Below are 20,168 nucleotides of genomic sequence, written 5' to 3'. Positions count from 1 at the left end.
GTCATCTCCTGGACCACGCCAGCCAGCGTGCCGCCAGATGCCTCCAGAAAGGGGTGAACCGCGTTCGCCTATATGCGTCGCCGGCCATCTTGATGCCTTGCGCCTGTGTCGGGAAGGGATGGATGACGTCGGCCAGCGCGTGCAATCCCATGCCCGACCTGATGGCGAGCGACACAGCATTGATCATCTCGCCGGCATGGGCAGCGACCACCGTCGCGCCGAGGATGCGGTCTGACCCTTCCCTGACATGGATTTTGACGAAACCCTCTTCCTCGCCGTCCATCACCGCGCGGGCGACATCGTGCATCAGCACCGTATAGGTCTTGACCGGAATGCCGTCGCGGCGCGCCTCCACCGGATAGAGACCGACATGGGCGATTTCCGGATCGGTGTAGGTGCACCACGGAACGACCAATTCGCTCAGCCTCTTGCGCCCGAGAAACAGGGCGTTCTGCACGACCATGCGGGCTGTTGCTTCAGCGGTATGCGTGAATTTGTAGTCGAGGCAGACATCGCCCGCCGCATAGATGCGCGGGTTTGAGGTCCTGAGATAATCGTCCACCTTGATGCCTTTGGCGTCGTGGGCCACCCCCGCCTCGTCGAGGCCAAGACCGTCGACATTGGGCGAGCGGCCTATGCCGGTGATGATCTCGTCGACGGAAATGGTCGTCGTGTCGCCGTCCCGCACCAGGTCGGCGAGCTTCTTGTCGCCATCCCTGCGCACCGCCACCACTTCGGTGTTCAGTCGGACCTCGACCCCCTCGCGCGCCAGCGCCTCCGAAAGGATCTGCGCGGCGTCGCGTTCCTCGCCGGGCAGGAACATCGGATCGCTCTGCGCCACGATGACCTTCGCGCCGAGCAGGCAGAAGGCCTGCGCTGTCTCACAGCCAAGCGGCCCGCCGCCGATGACCAACAGCCGCTTCGGGCAGTCGACAAGGTCGAACATCGTCTCGTTGCTGAGATAGCCGGCCTCGACCAGGCCGGGAATCGATGGAAACTCCGGTCTCGCGCCTGTCGCAATCAGCGCCTTGCGGAAGCGCAGCGTCGTTCCCGCGACGGTCACGCAATCGCTTCCCTCGAACCGGGCTTCGCCGAAATGAACGTCGATGCCCAGCGCAGCGAGCGCCTCTGCGCTGTCGGCATGGCTGATCCGTTGCCGGATGCGCCGCATCCTGGTCATCGCGCGCTGGAAATCGACGCGAAGATGGTCTGGCGCATCGGCTCCGAAATTCTCGGCATCGCGCATGTCGGCATAGAGCCTGGATGTGCGGATGATCGACTTGGACGGGATGCAGCCGGTGTTGATGCACGTCCCGCCGATCAACCCGCGTTCGATCAACGCCACTTTCGCGCCGAGGCTTGCCGCTTCGCTCGCCGCCGTCAGGCCGGCCGGCCCGGCGCCGACGACGACGAGATTGTATGGTCCCGTGGGGCGCGGATTTCGCCAATGCGGTGGATGGGCGCCCCTGACCAGCTCGACATCATTGTGGTCGGCCGGGAAACCGGCAGCTTTCGTCCTTTCAAGCGACATCGCGGCCATCCGGGCTTGCCGGCTGCGACAGCCATCCGCCTGTGAACCCCGCCTTGTTCAGGCCGCGGCGGATGTGCTGGTTGGAACGCATCAGCTCCCAGACCAGGCGCGAGCGGTGGTTCTCGATCATCATCACCACGATGCCCTGGTCGAGGCCGAAATGGCCTTCCGACACCCAGCCGTCGCGGCCGAATTTTCGCCGGTTGGCCAGTGTCGGATTGAAGCCGCTTGGCAGCCGGAAATTGTCGATCACCTGGGGGTAGCGGTCTGCGAGATGGCGCAACGCCGCCATGCAGATGTCAGGCGCGAAGGGCAGCGACGCCGGATAGGACCACGGCGCGATCGTGCCGTCGTCCGGCCCGAAGGGCGCACCGCGCGCGACATAGCCGGAAAACCGCCGCCGCCGCCGTTGTATGCTGCTGCGAAAGCCGCCGGGTCCGTCCCCGGCCGAAAGCCCCCAGAGGTTCTCTCCGTAGCCCTCATAGCCATAGGGGTTGTGCCGAGCATAGTCGCGGTGCAGGTATGTCGAGCGGCGGCTGTTTTCGAAATAGTCCGAATTCTTCTCGCGCATGAAAGCGTCGCGGATGCCGGCGAAATCGATCCAGGCGTGAGAGAACTGGTGCATGAACAACGGACCGCCATAAAGCACGTCGTAGCCATAGATGTTCTCCCACTGATAGGTCGCCGTCCAGCCTGTGTAGCTGTCGTCGGACGTCGGGCTGTCGGGCGAGGCCATCGACAGGATATAGAGGATAGTCGCCTCATTGTAGCCTTCCCAGCCATAGTGGAGAAAGCCGCTCTTCGGCTTCCAGCCCTGTCGCAAGGTCGGGCTGCTGCCTTGCGCCCATCGCCAGTCGACGCGCCGGTAGAGCGCCTCGGCCAGCTCGCGGATTTCCCCCTCTTCGTCATCGTCGCTGCGGAAGTAGGCACCCGCCACCAGAATGCCGGCCATTAGCAGTGCCGTATCCACCATCGACAATTCGCAGCGCCAGACCCGCAATCCGGTGCGAATGTCGAGGAAATGATAATAAAAGCCCTTGTGGCCGGTGACATCTGCGCCGCTGCCTTGCGTGCTGGTCCAGAAGAAGCGCAGCGCGGCGAGCGTCAGCTTCACCGCCGTCTCGCGCGTCATCCAGCCACGCTCGACCCCGATCGGATAGCAGGAGAGCGCAAAGCCGACGACCGCGATGCTGGCCGGTGAATTCGGCCGCGACGTGTCGGCGACCAGCCCGTTTTCGGGATTCACGTTTTCCAGAAAATAGCCGAAGGCCGCGCGCTGAAAACGATCCAGGAGGTCGTCGTCCGACAGGATGGCAGGCTCGACCTTAAGCAAATGCGGCAAGCTCCGGTCTGATCGTCGCGATTGCCGGGGAAAGGTGCAGCAATTGCGCGCGGGCCGGACTGTCACGCCTTGTCATGTCTCGCCCTCATTGTTGCCGTTGCCGATTCGGGCCTCGGCCATTGTACGCTTGTCCAGCTCCGTTGGTTGCTCCCTCACGCGCAATTGTAGTTGCTTGCCAGCCGGAAAGCGCGCACCACATCAGTAGGTGGCGCGGCCGCCCGAGACGTCGAAGACGGCAGCCGTCGTGAACGAGCATTCCTCCGAGGCGATCCAGCAAATCAGCGCCGCCACCTCATCGACCTCGCCAAAGCGCGCCATCGGTATCTTGGAGAGCATGAAATCGATATGCTCCTGGCTCATCTGCTTGAAGATCGCCGTGCGCACCGCCGCCGGCGTGACGCAGTTCACGGTTACCCCGGTCTTGGCCAGTTCCTTGCCGAGCGACTTGGTCAGGCCGATCACGGCGGCCTTGGATGTGCTGTAGGCGGAAGCATTGGGATTGCCTTCCTTGCCGGCGATCGAGGCGATGTTGACGATGCGGCCGTAATTGCGCTCCAGCATGTGCGGGACGAGCGCCTTGTTGCAGTAGAAGACGCCGTTGATGTTGATATCGATGACCCGGCGCCAGTCCTCCACCGAATAGTTCCAGGCGGTCATGTTGGGACCGGTGATGGCCGCGCTGGTGATCAGGATGTCGACCCCGCCAAGCGCCTCGATCGTCGACCGCGCCGCGCGATCCACCGCGGCCGGGTCGGCGACATCGATGGTCTGGCCATGCAGCGCCGGGATCGAAGCCCTGGCCGCTTCGATCTGGGCGGGATCGCGGTCCCAAACCGAAACGCGCCCGCCTTCCTCGACCAGCCTCTGTGCGACGGCGAGGCCGATGCCGGATGCGCCGCCCGTAATCACCGCCGAGCGTTTGGCAAACCGTTCCGCGAAAATCGTCGGCATCTCATTTCCCCTGTCCTGGCGCAAATCGGCTCCGCCCGGCGAAACCATGTTCGGGGGAGACTGTGAGGTCGCCGCTGGCCAAGTTCAAGCCGGCATGCAACTCGATCGTCTGGGCCAATCCCTGAGACGCGTTATGCCGGGTTCTCCTCGAGCTGCCTCTCCAGCGCTTGCCCATCGCCAGCGCCGGGCCTATCTGTCCGAGCGGAACAGGAAGAACTGCAGGAACAATTCCCGCTCGGTGGTGATGTCGAGTTTCTCATAGATGCGCCGGCGATGGTTCTTGACCGTGCCGACGGTGATGCCGAGCCGCTCGGCAATGTTGGCGGTCGGATGGCCGGCCAGGATCAATTGCACGAGTTCCCTTTCTCGGAGCGACAGCTCCGGCCATAGGCTCGCCGGGATTGTGGGTTGCTGGCGCGGCGAGGCCCCGGGGCTGGAGGGCGCCGAGCTGCGCGAGAAATCGCTCCCACGCGTCTTGATGTCGAGCGCGTGCAGGGCTTCGAATGCCGGCAGCCGCTCGGCCAGCAGGGCGATCTCGCTGTCCTTGAACGCCGTGGTCGAACGATCGAGGAAAATGCCGAGGCACCAGTCGCCGCCATCGGCCAGCATGATGCCGACTTCATCGCAGATCTCCGATTGCGCGAGGAAGCCGGCTATGTACTGGCCGCGTTTGGCCTCGTCGTCGGCCAGCCGCTTGAGCGGCATGATGCCCAGCCGGCGCTCGCGCCGCCAGGAAGCGTAGAAGGGGTCGAACACGTAATAATTATCAAGGTAGCGCCGCACCATCTCGTCGGAGAAGCGCCGGTGCTTGACGAATTGCGGCGTCTGCGTCGCCGAGTAGCGCGTCACCGTCACCAGGTCATGCGCGATGTCGGCGCCGATCAGGTCGATCAGGCAGTCGACATGCCTGTCGGTGCCGGTGGCGGCGATCGCCATGGCGAGCGGCGCCCAGATGTTGCCCATGCGCATGCCTCTTTTTCGGTGACGAGCTCCCGCCCGTCATTGTGCCTTTAGGCATATGGCGCGATCCGGTACCGCGAATCTAGCCTGTGGTCATGCTCGGCAAGGGAAGGCGACCCGTGGACCATATCACCAATCCCATCGTCATCGGCATCGACGCCGGCGGCACCATGACTGACACCATCCTTGTCGATCAGGATGGCCGCTTCAAGATCGGCAAGTCGGCGACGACGCCGAAGAATGAGGCCGAGGGGTTCCTCGCCTCGGCCGAGGATGCGGCGGACGCCTGGGGCATCTCGCTCGAGGCGCTGTTCTCGGGCGTCAATGTGGTGCTCTATTCCGGCACCGGCATGCTCAACACGCTGCTGTCGCGCACCGGCAGGAAACTCGGCCTGATCACCACCAAGGGCCTTGAGGACATGATCCTGATGGGTCGCGGCCTCCAGGCCTGGGCCGACTATTCCTATGCCGACCGGCTGCACGCGGTGACGCATCATCACCCCGATCCGCTGGTGCCGCGCCGCCGCACTCACGGCGTCACCGAGCGTATCGACCAGTTCGGCGACATCATCCTGCCGCTCTATGAACATGAGGTCCGTGCCGCGGCCAAAAAGCTGATCGCCGACAAGGTCGAGGCGGTCTGCATCATGACGATCTTCTCGCATGTCAATCCAGTGCATGAGAAGCGCATCGCCGAGATCTGCCGTGAGGAGATCGCCGCCGCTGGCGCCGATATCCTCGTCTACAGCAGCCATGAGGTGCGCCCGGTCATCCGCGAGCAGTCGCGGCTGAACTCGGTGCTGATCGAGGCCTACGCCACCTCGCGCGGCCGCAAGCAGCTCAAGGGGATCGAGGACGTCTCGAAGAAATACGGCTTCAGATATGGCGTGCAGACGCTGCTCTCCTTCGGCGGCCTCACCTCGATCAACCATCCGCGCCTGCACGAAACCATGATCTCCGGCCCGATCGGCGGCATTTTGGGCGCGGCCTATGTCGGCAAGCTGATCGGCAATGACTCGCTGATCTGCTCGGACATGGGCGGCACCTCCTTCGATATGGGCGTCATCACGCGCGGCCAGACACGGATCGAGAACGAGCCGCTGATGGACCGGTTCAAGCTCAACGTGCCGACGCTGCATCTCGACACGATCGGCGCCGGCGCCGGCATGATCCTCAAGGTCGATCCGCTGACGAAGAAAGTCTCGCTCGGGCCGGAAAGCGCCGGTGCCGATCCCGGCCCGATCTGCTTCGCCAGGGGCGGCACCGAGCCGACCATCGCCGATTGCGACGCCATCCTCGGCCGGCTGAACCCGCATTATTTCCTCGGCGGCAAGGTCGTGCTGCAGGTCGAGAAGGCTCGGCATGCCTTCGAGGAGAAGTGCTCCAGCCTGCTCGGCGTCGGCGTGGAAGAGGCCGCCGAAGGCATGATCGAGATGCTGGAGGCAGACGCCAACAACGCGCTGCGCCGCGTCATCTCCGGCCAGGGCATTCACCCTTCGGAGTTCACATTGCTTTCCTATGGCGGCTCGGGGCCGCTGCATCTGGCCGGCTGTTCCAGGGGCATCGGCTTCAAGGATATCATCACCTTCCAGTTCGCAGCCGCCTTCTCCGCCTTCGGCTGTACCACGGCGGATTTCATGCGCCGCCATTCGGTGTCGACGCAGATCGACATCGGCGCCCGCGCAAGCGACGACGAGCTAGTCGCCTTCGGCAGCAAGGTCACCGCCGTCTGGAACGACCTGACCAAGGCCGCTGTTGACGAAATGGTCGCCGACGGCCATGCGCTCGGCAAAATCAAGACGGTGCCGTTCCTGATGATGCGCTACACTGGCCAGCTCGAGGATGTCGAGGTGATGGCGCCGCTCTCGGCGGTTCATTCGGCCGACGAGATGCGCAAGATCATCGACGAGTTCGAAGCGGTCTACGCCAAGGTCAACCATCGCGTCTCGCGCTATGGCGAAGCCGGCTTCTCGATCACCGAGCTCGGCCTCATCGCCACCGCCGACAAGGTCAAGCCCGTGCTGCTCAAGCGCCCGCTCGGCCGCTCCAGCCCCGCATCCGCGCACAAGGGCGTGCGCGAGGCCTATATTGGCGGCCGCTGGCACAAGGCCGATCTCTACGAGATGGATCTTCTGCTGCCCGGGCATGAGGTGACCGGCCCGGCCATCATCGAACACCCCGCCACCACGCTCGTCGTCCATCCGCAGGACCGTGTCTTCGTCGACGAATGGACGCTGCTCCACTACTCCCACGCTTGAGAGGGCGAACGCCATGCTGGACAAACCCGCCTCCGCCCTGCGTCTGCGCGAGCGGCTGATCGAATCCGAACGGCTCATGGACGAGACCGGCTGCTATGACGGCATCACCGATCTCGAACTGCGCAACCATGATCCGCTGAAATTCGAGACGCTGCACACCAAGCTGCGCGCCTACTGCGTCTCGGCGCGCGAGATGGCGCGTCGCATCTCGGCTTCGCCCGGCGTGCGCGAGGTCGGCGAGATGGTCGTCGCCATCTACACGCCCGAGGGCGACGCGATCGCGCTCTCCAACGGCATCATGGTGCATGTGCACACGATGAGCCGTTTTATCAAATGGATGATCAGACAAGGCTACGAGGAAAATCCCCGCATCGTCGACGGCGACATCTTTGCCAACAACGACGCCTTCATCGGCACCGTGCAGGTGCCCGACGTGATGGACGTGGTGCCGATCTTCCACTCGGGCAAACTCGTCGGCTGGGCGGGCGCGGTCTGCCACGAACTCGAGGCCGGCGGTATCACGCCGGGCGGCGACGTGGCGCTCGCACAGGAGCGCTTCACCGAAGGCCTGTTCGTCTGCGCCGAGAAAGTCGGCCAGAACGACGAACTGCGGCGCGACTACGTGATCCGCTGCGAGCGCAATCTGCGCATGCCCATCTACTGGGTGCTGGACGAGAAGGCCAAGGTCGCCTCCTGCATCGACATGCGCGAAAGCGTCAAGGCGCTGATCGACGAGATCGGCCTCGACTACTGGATGAAGGTGTCGAAGGAGTTCATCGAGGAGGGCCGCCGCGCGCAGCTCGCCCGCACGCGGCAACTGACCGTTCCCGGCATCTATCGGGGGCATACTTTTTACGGTCACGTCACCAGGGGCAAGCCGGGCTACCAGCCGCTCGGCGATCCCGACTGGCTCTACAACGTTCCGATCGAAATGGAGATCACGTCAGGCGGCAAGATCATCATGGATTTCGAGGGCACGCAGCCCTGGGGCTACCATTCCATGAACTGCACGCCGGCCGGCATGGATGGCGGCATGTTCGTGACGCTGACCCAGCACATGAATTTCGAGGGCCTGGTCAATGACGGCGCCTGGATGGCAACGGAGCTGAAGCTGCCGCATGGCACCTGGACCAATCCCGACAATGAGATGGTGGCCACCGCCACGTCCTGGGCGCTGCTCCTGCCGGCCTATGGCGTCTTCCAGCGGCTCCTGTCGAGATCATTCATCGCCCGGGGCTTCGTCGAGGAGGCCTTCGTCGGCCAGGTCAACAGCCCGATGATCGAGATGGGCGGCACCAGCCAGTACGGCACGCTGTTCGGCATGGCGCATTTCGAATGCGCGGCCGCCGGTTCCGGCGCGCTTGCCATCAAGGACGGGCTGGACACCGCCTATGTCGGCTGGAACCCGGAATCCGACATGGGCAACATCGAGATCTGGGAACAGAACATGCCGATGGTCTATATCGGCCGCTCGATCGTTGCCAATTCCGGCGGCGCCGGCAAATATCGCGGCGGCTGCGCCTTCCTGTCGACCTGGCTGGTTTCGAAGACCGACCATCTCCGGCTGGTAACCTCGGAACACTCCTCGCGCGTCTTCGACAATGGCGGGCTCTGCGGCGGCTATCCCGCGCCGACCTGCCAAAAACACCGCGCGGTGCGCGACAGCAACATCTTCGAGCTTGCGCAGAAGGGTGCGCCGCTGGCGCACCATACCGGCACCAATCCTTATCGTTCCGAACTCGAGGTCCGGCTCGAAGGCCAGCACGTGACGATGGAAGGGCCTTATATCACCGCGCCCCACAAGACCGGCGACGTGTTCACCCATTCCTACAATGGCGGTGGCGGCTATGGCGACGTGCTGGAGCGCGACCCGCTCAAGACGGCATCGGACGTCGAGAACGGCTATCTCACCAGAGAAGCCGCCGAAAATGTCTTCGGGATCGTGCTTGACGAGGACGAGGACGGCTATCCCGTCGCCAATCTCGAAGCCACCAAGCGCCACCGCGCCGAGATGCGGTCGCGCCGGCTTGTTCGGGCCAGGCCGGTCTCGGAGTGGATGGCCAGGGAGCGCGAGCGGGTGAAGGCGGCCGATTTCGCGCCCGAGGTGAAGAAGATGTATGCCAGCGCCTTCAAGCTTTCGCCGCGCTTCGCCAGGGATTTTTCAAGCTTCTGGGATGTCGATGCCAAATCGACCTTCGGCGTGGAGTCGGGATCATGACCTCGTACAGCAAGGAAGTCATCGCCGATCTGGTCGCGGGCACGCTGCCCTGGCCGCAGACGCGCCGCATCATGAGTGCCTACAAGGACGACGACCGTTTCTTTAAATACGTCGCGGTGCTTCAGAACCGCGTCGGCTGGAAGGATCCCATCCTGCTCCCCGTGGGCGACCACCTCTTCATCTGCCAGAGCGGCGACGAGCGGGTAACCCGTTGCGAATGCGGCCATTCCTTCGGCGACTACCGCAAGAACTGGAAGCTGAAGGCTTCGATCATCGTGCGCGACACAGAGGAGGCGCTGCGTGAGATCTATCCCAACAGCGACCTGCCGGATCCCGAATGGATGGAAATCCGCGAGTTCATCTGCCCGCAATGCGGCACGCTGCACGAGGTCGAGGCAGCGGCGCCGGGTTATCCCATCGTCCACGATTTCGAACCCGACCTGGAAGGTTTCTACCGCGATTGGCTGGGCAAGCCGCTGGAGCCGATGGACAAGGAAAGCTGATGGCAAGGACACGAGATTCGTCACCGGCCCCGAAATGGGCCTCGATCGAGGCTATCTTGCCGTATGAAGTTCAGATCCTCTCGGGACTGATGGACCGTCCCGTACCGTGCGGAGCCTATGCCCGATGACAAACCTTTCCGGCCGCAGCGCAATCGTCACCGGCGGGTTCTCCGGAATGGGCCTTGCGATTGCGACGGCATTGGCGCAGGCCGGCGCCAATGTCGCCGTCGGCTCCTATATCGCTCCTGCCGGCGCCGAGAGATCCGACGCCGCCTACTATCCCGGCGCCGACGAGATAGAGCGGGTGCGTTCGGCTCTCGGCGCCCATGGAACGAGGATTTACGCCGCCCATCTCGACGTGCGCGACAGCGACGGAACGAACCGTTTCGCGGCCGACGCCCAGGCGGCGGTCGGCCCTGTCGACATCCTGGTCAACGCCGCCGGCACCACGGCCGAGCAGCCGGTCTGCGGCCATTCCGACGCGCTGTGGGACAAGATCGTCGACACCAATCTCACCGGCGCCTTCCGCGCCACGCGCGCCGTGCTGCCCGGCATGATCGAGCGCGGCTGGGGTCGCATCGTCAACATCGGTTCGACCGCCGCCTCGGTCGGCTGGAAGGACAATCCTGCCTATTGCGCCTCCAAGGCCGGTCTCCTCGGCCTCACCCGTTGCGTGGCGCTCGAAGGGGCTGCGCATGGCGTTACCTGCGTCATGATCAGCCCGACCTGGGTCGAGACCGAACTGATGCGCCGCAACGTGGCGCAGGTCGTCGAGCGAGAGGGCAAGGGCCGCACGGCCGAGGACGCGATGGCCGAGATCGCCAGGGGCAACCCCCAGCAGCGCATCCTCCAGCCGCAGGAGATCGCGGCGCTGGCCGTGTTCCTCTGCTCCGATATGGCCAAGGGCATCACCATGGAAAACATACAGATCACCGGCGGAGCACTTTGGTAGCGCGCACGGCTGGCTATGGGCCTCGGTGGAGGAGGCCGGCACCGAACGAGAACTCCAATTCCGTCCGGCTGTCCCGGACTTGATCTCTCGGCGCTCGCCTGGCTGTAAGACAAGGTGACCGGATTTGCCATTGAGCGCAGGGCGCGATAGGTTATATTGCACTGCACAATGGAGATGCCGTCGATTGCACCCTTCTTACGGAGATGCTTGCCGGCTACGTGGCGGTCCGGGGTAGGCTCGGCGAGAACCTGAGATGAAGATTCCAAAGTCCTTGCTGGTCGATCCCGAGAGGAACTCGGTCTACGGCAGTTTTGCCGTTGCCGTTTCGGTCTGGGCATTCTCCTACTCCGTCATATTCGGCCAGGTGCTGATCCTGGCCTACTATGCGGTGTGGCTGCCCCTCATCATGGTCGACTACAGGCGGTTTCTGCGGCATCTGTCCAGCGCCTGGCTGCCATTGTCGTTCGCGGCCTATGTATGCTTCTCCGTCTTTTGGTCGGACGCTCCCGGCATCACCGCGAGGACGGCCGTCCAGTACTTTTCCCACATCGCCTGCGCCTATGTCGCGGCGCGAGCCGTCAGTGTGCGGACCCTGACGATAGGCGCGCTGGTCGGCATATTCGTCGTCCTGCTCTATTCTCTCAAGGTCGGGGCCTATTCCGAGGACGTCCTTGACGGCACCTACAATTTCGTCGGCGCCTTCGCCTCCAAGAACCAGATAGGCTTCGTCGCCTCGCTCGGCATCTATTTCAGCGTCGTCTTCATAGCCTTCCTCAGGCATGGCCGGCTGAGCCTGTTCCTGACGGTGCCGGTGGTGCTTTTGTCGGCCTATCTGCTGGTCATCTCGCATTCGGCCACCTCGATGGCCTCGACACCGGCGGTGCTGGCGCTGGTGATGCTGCTTGCCATGAGCAAGGTGCTGTCGCGACGCTACCGCCGGGTGATCTTCCTGGTCGGCACCGGCATGCTGGTCGTCACTATCCTAGTGGCGCTGAACCTCGGCCTCATGGACTTCGTCCTCGGCCTGTTCGGCAAGGATTCGACGCTCACCGGGCGCACCTATCTGTGGGAGCAGGGCTGGAACGCCGCGCAGAGGGCGCCCATGCTCGGCGTCGGCTATGCCGCATACTGGGTCCAGGGTTTTGCCGAGGCCGAGCGCCTGTGGAACGAGTTCTACATCACAACCCGCACCGGCTTCCACTTCCACAATACCTACATCGAAGCCCTTGTCGAACTCGGCTTCGTCGGGGCGACGCTGGTTTCGCTAGTCATCCTGCGCACGCTCTACGGCCATGTCTCGACGGTGGCGTTCGGAACATGGCGGGCGGATTCGGTCGTTCTCGCCGGCGTCATGGTGCTGCTCCTGATCCGCTCCTTCGTCGAGGTCGAGATCCTCAACCCCTACATCATGGGTTCCTTCCTGATGTATTTCAGCTTCTTCAAGCTGGCGCGGCTGCCCGTTGCCCGTCCTCGCCGGTCTGCGGCAAGGATCGAGGAGGCGAATGCCGCCAGAGGCTGGAGCGGCCCCGAGCCCGGCACCGACGCGGCTCGATGAATGCGGATCGGTTTCCCGTTTGGGCTTGCGTCAAAACAAGGCGATAGAGCGGATGGCGATTCGCTCAAACGCCGCCCCGCTCCGGCAATTTCAGGAAAGTGTGTACGGCTTCGCCGGGAAGAGCGCGCGGCGCTTTCCGTCCGGAATTGCGCAAAAACAATGACATAGAGAGCTCGCCGTTTCCGTGAAACGGTGAACTGCCCTATTTCAAGCTGCCTACTGGCTCGCCATTGGAGCCAGCTTGACCTTGATCACATCGCCCGGCAGCACGGGCGTGTCTTCCTTGACCGCAATCTCGCTCGTCTTGCCGTCGGCAGCGCGCAGCAGTGAATAGATCAGGGTGGGCTCTTCGTTGGTTGCGCTGGCGGCCACGGTGGCGGGATCGGTGGCCTGGGCCATCAATCCTTTCTGCATGTTGACCCTCAGCGCGGCCTCGTTCAGGTCGGCTTCGGTCTGCTGCCGGTCGGCGGCGAGGCTCGAGCTCAGCGTGTTCTGGGCATCGATGGCATCCTGCGTTGCCTTGCTGATCGCTTGCTTGGCGGTGAGGATGGCCGTTTCGTAGTCCAAGATCTTGCCCTGAAGGTCGGTGACGGACTGCTGCGAATCCAGCAGTCTTGCGTTGGCGACCAGGCCTTTCTGGGCCAGCGGACCGATGCTGGTGAGTTGCTGCTGCGCCAGATCGACCTGCTTCTGCTGGTTGACGATCTTCTTCTGCAGCGATTCGATCTCGGCCTGCAGAACCCCTTTCAGATCGCTGAGCGCCTCGAGCTTCAGCTTCAGCGCCTTCTGGTCAGCCGTGAGGATCGTCATCTCGTCCGCGACGATGGCCTGCAGTCTCGGATCGCCCTCCACCTCCTTCGGCACGTCGAAGCTCGACTTGCCCGCAAGGTCGGCATCGATGCGCGCGCGCTTGACGATCAGTCGAACGCGCTGATCGTCATATATGTCGAAATTGCCTTTGGCGGTGACCAGGTCCTTGCCGAGCTGCGGGCCGTAGTCGGCGCTTCGCCGGATGCCGCCGGCGATGCTGACCGCCTTCAGCACCGTAAGATCGGGCACATAGGGGTATTGGCCGGGGTTCTGCACCTCGCCCGAAATATAGAACGGCCGGAACTGCGCCATTTCGACCGATGCCTCGGGCCGGTCCGACAAAGCGAGCTTGTGCTGCAGCGCCTCGCCGATCGCCGCCGCGACTTCGGCCGTTGTCTTGCCGGATGCCGGCAGTTCGCCGACGAAAGGCACCGACAGCATTCCGGCCGGCCCGACCGTGTATACGCCATTGACCGCCGACCAGTCACGGAACGTGCCTTCGACGGTCTGCCACTCCGCGATACGGATGGTGAGCTTGTCTTGCGATCCGAGATGGTACTCGTCGGCAATGGCGATCCGGGGCAGGGCGAGCGACAGGGCCAGGCAGCTGGCCACGAGCCGCAAACGCCGCGAGCGGCCCGAATGCGGGCCGCTGCAAAAAACTTCGAACATGTCTATCTTCAACTGAACGTTCCGATCCGCTTTGGCCCCACCAGCCCGATGAGCCTGCGCCCGATGCCTGCCGGGAGAGATTCCCCGCGTGCGATCCGGTTCGCGACCGCTCAGTAGCAGCCGCGCGACATCCAGACAGCCGGAACTGTCTTGATGATGATGCGAATATCCTCAAAAAGTGACCAATTCTCGACATAGTGGCGATCGAACGCGACGCGGCTGTCATAGGAGACGTCGTTGCGGCCGCTGACCTGCCACAGGCCGGTCAGGCCGGGGCGGGACTTCAGGTAATACACGGCGGCGCTGCCATAGATCTCCAGTTCGTCGCGCACGACCGGACGCGGTCCGACAAGGCTCATGTCGCCCTGAAGGATGTTGATGACCTGCGGCAACTCATCGAGACTGAGTTTCCTCAGGACCGCGCCGACCCTGGTGACGCGCGGATCGTTCTTCAGCTTGCGGGTGGCTATCCATTCCGCCTTGGCTTCCGGATTGGCCGCCAGATAGGCGGCCAGCACCCTTTCACCGTCAGGGACCATGGTGCGGAACTTGAGACAAGGGAAAATCCGTCCGCCACGCCCGATTCGCCGGTGACCGTAGAAAATCGATCCGCCATCGGAGAATTTGACGAGCAGCGCTATCATCACGAACAGCGGGCTGAGCGCGATCAGGGCGGCCAGTGAACCGGCAATATCGAAACTGCGCTTGATAAGGCCGCCGATCGGCGGTGGAAAATCGACGCCAGCCTGCGAAAACTCCGCTGTGGCCGACTTGGCAACGTCCCTCATGCCAAAACTCCATGCGTTGACCGGATGGTTTACCGCACGATATCAAAAAAATGTTGCAGCGCAACACACAATTTCCCGTACCCTTGAAATAGTCACGTCATGAATTGACTAAATAATAAGCGAGCCCTGCACAAATTTCGGAATATTTAGCACATTTATGACAATAAATGGGCATAGCCGGAAAAATAGAGGCCCTTTTGGGGCAACTTCTGGGCGGCGCGTTCTTTATGCCCCTGAGCCGAGCCCGTTGGTGCTTTATCGTGACACGATATTCGAGGGTATTCATATAAAATACTATTCAATATTGTAGATTTTACTGAAAAGCACCGAAGTGCCGAAGTTGCACATAATCCCCCGTGTGCGTTGCAGCACGAGCGAGTCGAGCGCAAAAGCTCACCTAAAAATAAATTCGGTTGCCCTTGCGGCCATTTGCCCGCCTTAATAGAATTGCAAATTATACCTGTCAAAGTGGCGGCAGGTTGAAAGGCCGGAAGCAACCGGTCGGGAGCGGGCGACTTAACAAGCCCGCATGACAAGGGACGACGCTCGGGTGGGGCAATGATTTGATATACCCGGGCCGGTTTGTGGGCTGTTGGGTATGTCGCTTCCAAAATTCATCGTTGGGATGATTTTCGCTCTTGCGATCGTCGTTGGCTGGTCATGGCTGGGCGGCGCTTCAATAGGCACGACGCTGTTGCGCGTCATCATCTGTGCCGTGGTCATCCAGGCGGGCTACTTCGTGCTCGTCTATGCCATGGTCGTCAGAAGCGCGCCGACACCGGCCGACAGGACACGCGAGGCCGAAAGAAAGCTGAGTTCGGCCGAGGTGGCCGAGGGTGAAAAGCTGGGCGGCGCCGGGCGAAGCCTTCACTGACCAAGCCGGGCCGGCCTCAGGCAACGTCGGCGGGTTCGGACTCTGATTGTTCGCCCGAAAGCATCCGGGACAGCCGGCTTCCGGCTTTCGCCTTCAGCTGCCGATAGTGCCCGACTTCGACGATACGGCCGTTTTCCATCGCCACCACCCAGTCGGCGAAGGCGATCATCGATGGCCGGTGCGCGATGGTCAGGATCGTCATCGAGCCGCGCAGCCCGTCTATCGATTGCGCGATCAGCGCCTGGTTTTGCCAGTCGAGCGCGCTGGTCGCCTCATCGAGGATGAGCAGCGAGGGCTTGCGCAGCAAGGCGCGCGCCAGCGCGATCCGCTGGCGTTCGCCGCCCGACAACCGCACGCCGCGGTCGCCGACCACCGTTTCGAGCTTGAGGTCGAGCCGTTCGACGAATTCGGCCGCATGGGCCGATCGCAATGCGGCCCATAATTCATCGTCGCTTGCTTGCTGCGCGGCCAGGCGAAGGTTCGCCGCGATCGTGTCGTGCAAGAGAAACACGTCCTGTGGCACGTAGGCGACCTGGTCGCGCCAGCCCCGGCGATTGGCGGCGTCGATCTCGACGCCATCGACGAGGATCGTGCCGGCTGTCGGCTCGAGCAGGCCGAGCAGCATATCGGCGATCGTGCTCTTGCCTGATCCCGAAGGGCCGATAAGGGCGGTGACCTTGCCGGCCGGAAGGCCGAAGGTAATGTCGCTCACCACCGTCTTGGCGGTGCCGTCCTCATAGGCGAAGGAGACGCCGCGAATATTCAGTCCGAAATCGAGCGACAGCTTTCGAGCGTCCTCGATCCCGGCATGGCCAGGTTCCCGCTCGGCGTCGAAACGCATCTGCAGGCTGCGCATTGCGGCATAGGCGGGCAGGTTGATCAGGACCTGCTGCGCCTGCGTCTGCATGTCCATGAAGCGCGGCGCGATGCGCATGAAGACCAGCAGCAGCACCACGATCTCGGCCAGTGAGAGGTCGAAGCGAACCAGCGCCACATAGATGAACAGGCTCAAGCCGATCACGCTCGCCACCTGGAACAGGGCGGTGCCGGTCGAGCTGTTGCGTACATAGGCGATGTTGTCGGCCTTCATCCTTTCAAGTGTCGCCTGCAACTGCGCGAAATAGGTCGCCTCGACGTTCAGGCTCTTGGCCACCTTGATGCCGCCGAGGAATTCCGAGACCGTCCGGTACTGATCCTGACGGTTGGTGGTCAGGATCTGGCCAAAGGCGGTGGCCCGCGACCGGAATGGCCGCAGCGCGAGGAACATCAGGATGCCGATGATCACGGCGAACAGCGTCATGACCGGCGAAATGAATAGGGAGATCACGAGATAGCCGGCCAAAAGCACGGCGATCTGCACCAGCATCAGCAGCGAGAAGGCCGCGCCCTGGACGCGGTCTATGTCCCCGGTCAGAGCATGGTCGAGGTCGGAGCCGCGCATGCGCGTGAAGACGCCCCACCGTGCCTTGCCGATGCTTTCGAACAGGTTCATGCGCAGGCGGTTGATGAAGTCGAAGAGAAGCCTGGCCATGTAGACCGACTTGAAGCGGTTGAAGGCGGCCTGCAGCACGACCAGCGCGACCAGCATGCACAGCATCGTGGTCAGCTTCAGCGTGCCGTCCGGCACCAGCCAGCGCATGAAATCATTGTCGGGCAGCCGGATCGCGAAGTCCTGGCCGGAGCGCCCGACCAGCTGCAACAGCGGAACCAGCAACAGGATGGAGATGCCTTCGGTCAGGCTGCCCAGGATCAGGAAGAGCAGTGCCGTCCAGGCCCGCCGCCCGCCTATCTGGGCGATAACGCCGCCGAACCCGGCGATTTCCCGAAACAATGACGGGCGGAGGAACGATGATTTCGACATCTCCTGCTACCCCTGTCCGGCCATCAGGTCATGCTCGACGAGGCTCACGACCTCGCCGATCCTGTCGAGCCCCGTCGACACTTCGAGCCTGCACACGCCGACGCGATCGGCGAGCCGTGCGCAGTGCCCGAGATGCGCCGCAGCGAAATCGCCGACCAGGGCGGCTCGGCCGAAGCGCGTGACGTATGAAAATCTGATCACGGCCGGCAAAGCGGCGATGCCGGGCATGGGCGAGATCTCGGCCTTTTGGCCGCGCTCGAGAATGTAGATGCGGGTCGCCGGAACCCTGTCGCGCGAAAATGCCCCGTGCAAGCGGTGTTGGGCCTTGTTGATGGCCGGATGCACCGGCGGCCGTACTTGTGCCCCTTCGAGCGAAATCGTGGCCGCGGCATCGGCCGCCAGCTTGATTTGGGGAAAACCCGGCACGATCATCGGCTCGTCCGGATGGCTGAGATCGAGCGCCACGACATCATCGGTAAGCAGTTCGTGCCCGGCACGGATCATGGCGCTTGCCGTCGTCGATTTGCCGGCGCCCTTGTCGCCCATGAAGATGGCGCTTTTGCCGGCAATCGCGACCGCGCTGGCATGCAGCACGAGCAGGCCGCGCTGGTGCAGGATGAGCGCCATCACCGGTCCCAGCAGCGGGAACGCGATCAGCGCGTCGTCGATGCCGGGCGCCGGCTCGACCTCGATGCGGCAGGCGTCGCTGATCAGGAACGCGCCGACGGCGTGCCATGCCAGATATTGCCGATCCGGTTCGAAACGGAAAATGGTTGCGGCCTCGGGCGAAGGCTTCGGCATATCGATCGCGCCGACGCTGATCAGGACATCCGCCGCTGCCGGTTCGGCCGGCTCCAGCTCTGGCAAGGCCACCTCGGAAGCGATGGTCAGGCCGTAGGCCCGATAAAAACGGCGCTGTCCGCGCGGCCAGCCTTGCGCGTGCGGGCCGAGGACAAGCGGCTCGTTCAACGGCGTCATGCGGCACTCCCGGCGCGCTGCACCTGCCGCAGCCAGAGCGACAGCGACGCCGAGCGCCAGACATACTGGACATCGAGCGGCGCCGGCCGGTCGGGCCGGCTGAGCAGCCGGGCATAGGCAGCCTTCACGGCCGGCAGGTTGATATAGGGCTCGATGCGGCCGGCATCCGGGCCGAGCACCTGTTCCAGAAGGTCGCGGTGGTTGCGCAGCATGCCGTTGACGAGATTGCCGGTGAAATCGATCTTGTCGCGCCGCCACTGGACCGCCGCCGGCAGCACGCCTTGCATGGCGCGGCGCAGCACGTAGCGGCCAAAACCGCGGCTGAGCTTCTCCTTGCCCGGCAACCCCAGGCAGAACTCGACCAGCGGCTTGTCCCAGAAGGGATAACGAGGCTCGACCCCGAAATTGGCGGCGGCCTTGTCGAGGACTTCGAAAGCATGCGGCACATAGCCGTTGGAAACGATCCAGCGGTGGGTCAGCGCCTCGCTGGCGCTGACGTCGGGCGGCTTGTAGCCGGCTCGGTGAACCCGCTCGATAAGCTCGGTGCGGCCGGCAAGATCGGCATTGATCAGGTCGCGCCAGCTTCCGCCTTGCGAAGCCTGGGCCGGCTTTCGCAGCCTCTGGAGGAGCCGGTTCGCCCTGTGCCTGAGCCTGGCCACGCGCCAGGCGGGTCCGTAGATGGTCAGGAACTGGAAGTACATGCCGAGCATGCCGTCGCCATAGGTGTTGGAAGCGCTGCGGATCTCGCGCCACAGCTCCAGCCACCTGCCTGCATTGGCAAGCTCGTGCAGATGGCCGTGGCCCTGCGACACCACTTCGTCCCCGCCATGGCCGTCGAGAAGCACCTTGACGCCGTTGGCGCCCGCCGTCCTGTAGACGGTCCGGGTGAGCGTAAGGCCCGGCGCCAGGAACGTTCCTTCCTGCTCTTCCAGCACCCGTTCGAATTCCGCGAACGGCGCGTAGTTGCCGACCGGGATCAGCGTGCCATCGACGCGCTCTTGTTCCAGCACCGCGTCGATGAAGGGGGTTTCGTCCATCGCCGAGCCGCGTTCGAAAACCAGCGAAAAGGTGGGCAGCCTCGGCTTTCCCTCGGACAGGTTTTGCCGGCCCGCCACGCAGGCGATCGAGGAGGAGTCCAGGCCGCCGCTCAGCATGGCCCCGACCGCGGCGCTTCCGCGCATGCGGTTGCGCACGGACTGCGAGAAGAGGTGGGCGAATTCCTCGGCGGCGTCCGCGCGCATTGGCCGCGACGACGGCTCGATCTGCCAGTATCGCTGCAGCGTCACGCGCTGCCCCGTCACAGTGAGGCTATGGCGCGCCGGCAGGCGGAAAATATCGGTGTAAGGCGTCGCTTGCGGATCGTCCGGCAGCCCGGCCAGGAAACCCGAGATCTGATGTTCGCTGAGGCGGGCGCCGGCGCCGGTGACGCCAAGGATCGGGCCGATCTCGGAGGCAAAGAAAAAGCGCTGCCCGTCCGCGTGATAGTAGAACGGTTTGACGCCGAAATGATCGCGCGCGCAAAACAGCACCTGCCGCTCGGCATCCCAGATGGCGAAGGCGAAATCGCCTTGCAGGTGCACGGGACAGGCTTCGCCCCAGCGCAGATAGGCCCGCATCAGGAGCACAGCGTCGGCAGCCGATGCGTCGCGGACGCCGAGCCGTGCCATCAGCTCGTCGCGATTGTCCAGGCGGCAATCCGCGGTGACGGCCAGTTTGCCGCCCGCCATCGTCAGCGGGCCGGGGCCGGCTTCATCGGTCGTGTTGAGCCAGGCATGGCCGAGCGCGACAGCCTTGTCGGTCCACCATGAACTGCCGTCGCGGGCGCGATGACGCATGCGGGCCAGCATGCGCTGGATCTCGGCTGCGGGCTCCGGCGCCTCGTGCCCGTGCAGGATACCGGCCACGCCACTCATCG

The 20,168-nt window shown here is 63.6% G+C and carries 15 protein-coding genes; 6 read left to right on the top strand and 9 right to left on the bottom strand.

The window, feature by feature from the left end; translation table 11 throughout:
- Nucleotide 1 precedes the first annotated feature (1 nt).
- The 4 genes from LB533_RS23215 to LB533_RS23200 form a co-directional block, all read right to left on the bottom strand.
- Entirely contained in the window at nt 2-1,531 is a 1,530-nt protein-coding gene (locus tag LB533_RS23215) for a mercuric reductase (protein WP_224678289.1), read from the bottom strand.
- Complete coding sequence (locus LB533_RS23210; protein WP_224678322.1) at nt 1,521-2,864, bottom strand: glucoamylase family protein; 1,344 nt, start codon at nt 2,862-2,864, stop codon at nt 1,521-1,523. Before LB533_RS23210 ends, LB533_RS23215 begins: the two co-directional genes overlap by 11 nt.
- Before the next feature lie 207 nt (nt 2,865-3,071).
- Nucleotides 3,072-3,824 (bottom strand): SDR family NAD(P)-dependent oxidoreductase, encoded by a 753-nt coding sequence (locus tag LB533_RS23205; protein WP_224678288.1) that lies wholly within the window; start codon nt 3,822-3,824, stop codon nt 3,072-3,074.
- A 189-nt stretch (nt 3,825-4,013) separates the two neighbouring features.
- Complete coding sequence (locus LB533_RS23200) at nt 4,014-4,793, bottom strand: helix-turn-helix domain-containing protein (RefSeq protein WP_224678287.1); 780 nt, start codon at nt 4,791-4,793, stop codon at nt 4,014-4,016.
- A 119-nt stretch (nt 4,794-4,912) separates the two neighbouring features.
- Here LB533_RS23200 and LB533_RS23195 point away from each other — a divergent pair, with 119 nt between their 5' ends.
- The 5 genes from LB533_RS23195 (at nt 4,913) to LB533_RS23175 (ending at nt 12,270) form a co-directional block, all read left to right on the top strand.
- Nucleotides 4,913-7,042 carry a hydantoinase/oxoprolinase family protein gene (locus LB533_RS23195; protein WP_224678321.1) on the top strand — a complete coding sequence of 710 codons (2,130 nt, stop codon included), beginning with the start codon at nt 4,913-4,915 and terminating at the stop codon, nt 7,040-7,042.
- A gap of 13 nt (nt 7,043-7,055) precedes the next feature.
- On the top strand, nt 7,056-9,260 hold the full coding sequence (locus tag LB533_RS23190) for a hydantoinase B/oxoprolinase family protein (RefSeq protein ID WP_224678286.1): 2,205 nt from the start codon (nt 7,056-7,058) through the stop codon (nt 9,258-9,260).
- Entirely contained in the window at nt 9,257-9,763 is a 507-nt protein-coding gene (locus LB533_RS23185) for an acetone carboxylase subunit gamma (RefSeq protein WP_140643711.1), read from the top strand. The genes LB533_RS23190 and LB533_RS23185 overlap by 4 nt, the downstream gene beginning before the upstream one ends.
- A gap of 124 nt (nt 9,764-9,887) precedes the next feature.
- Entirely contained in the window at nt 9,888-10,715 is an 828-nt protein-coding gene (locus LB533_RS23180; protein ID WP_224678285.1) for an SDR family NAD(P)-dependent oxidoreductase, read from the top strand.
- 253 nt (nt 10,716-10,968) lie between these two features.
- Nucleotides 10,969-12,270 (top strand): O-antigen ligase family protein, encoded by a 1,302-nt coding sequence (locus LB533_RS23175; protein WP_140643709.1) that lies wholly within the window; start codon nt 10,969-10,971, stop codon nt 12,268-12,270.
- A 216-nt stretch (nt 12,271-12,486) separates the two neighbouring features.
- On the opposite strand, the gene LB533_RS23170 is transcribed toward LB533_RS23175, so the two are convergent.
- Complete coding sequence (locus LB533_RS23170) at nt 12,487-13,752, bottom strand: polysaccharide biosynthesis/export family protein (RefSeq protein ID WP_224678284.1); 1,266 nt, start codon at nt 13,750-13,752, stop codon at nt 12,487-12,489.
- Between the two features lie 110 nt (nt 13,753-13,862).
- Nucleotides 13,863-14,540, bottom strand: coding sequence for a sugar transferase (locus tag LB533_RS23165; protein WP_140643706.1), 678 nt, complete (start codon nt 14,538-14,540; stop codon nt 13,863-13,865).
- Between the two features lie 598 nt (nt 14,541-15,138).
- Between LB533_RS23165 and LB533_RS23160 the strand changes: the two genes are divergently transcribed.
- On the top strand, nt 15,139-15,414 hold the full coding sequence (locus tag LB533_RS23160; protein WP_224678283.1) for an exopolysaccharide production repressor exox: 276 nt from the start codon (nt 15,139-15,141) through the stop codon (nt 15,412-15,414).
- Between the two features lie 16 nt (nt 15,415-15,430).
- Here the strand turns inward: LB533_RS23160 and LB533_RS23155 are convergent, their stop codons facing one another.
- From LB533_RS23155 to LB533_RS23145, 3 genes are read right to left on the bottom strand one after another with little or no spacing between them, the layout of a single operon-like run.
- Complete coding sequence (locus LB533_RS23155) at nt 15,431-17,275, bottom strand: ABC transporter ATP-binding protein (protein WP_224678282.1); 1,845 nt, start codon at nt 17,273-17,275, stop codon at nt 15,431-15,433.
- Nucleotides 17,276-17,281: 6 nt separating this feature from the next.
- Complete coding sequence (locus tag LB533_RS23150) at nt 17,282-18,253, bottom strand: serine kinase (protein WP_224678281.1); 972 nt, start codon at nt 18,251-18,253, stop codon at nt 17,282-17,284.
- The gene (locus LB533_RS23145; protein WP_224678280.1) at nt 18,250-20,166 is read right to left on the bottom strand and encodes a lasso peptide isopeptide bond-forming cyclase; all 1,917 of its coding nucleotides are present in this window, start codon (nt 20,164-20,166) and stop codon (nt 18,250-18,252) included. Before LB533_RS23145 ends, LB533_RS23150 begins: the two co-directional genes overlap by 4 nt.
- Between the last annotated feature and the right edge of the window lie 2 nt (nt 20,167-20,168).

The sequence above is a fragment of the Mesorhizobium sp. BR1-1-13 genome (assembly GCF_020165515.1).
In the GTDB taxonomy this organism is placed as follows: domain Bacteria; phylum Pseudomonadota; class Alphaproteobacteria; order Rhizobiales; family Rhizobiaceae; genus Mesorhizobium.
The sequence above is the reverse complement of the archived record's forward strand: the minus strand, read 5'-3'. Positions and strand labels throughout refer to the sequence as shown.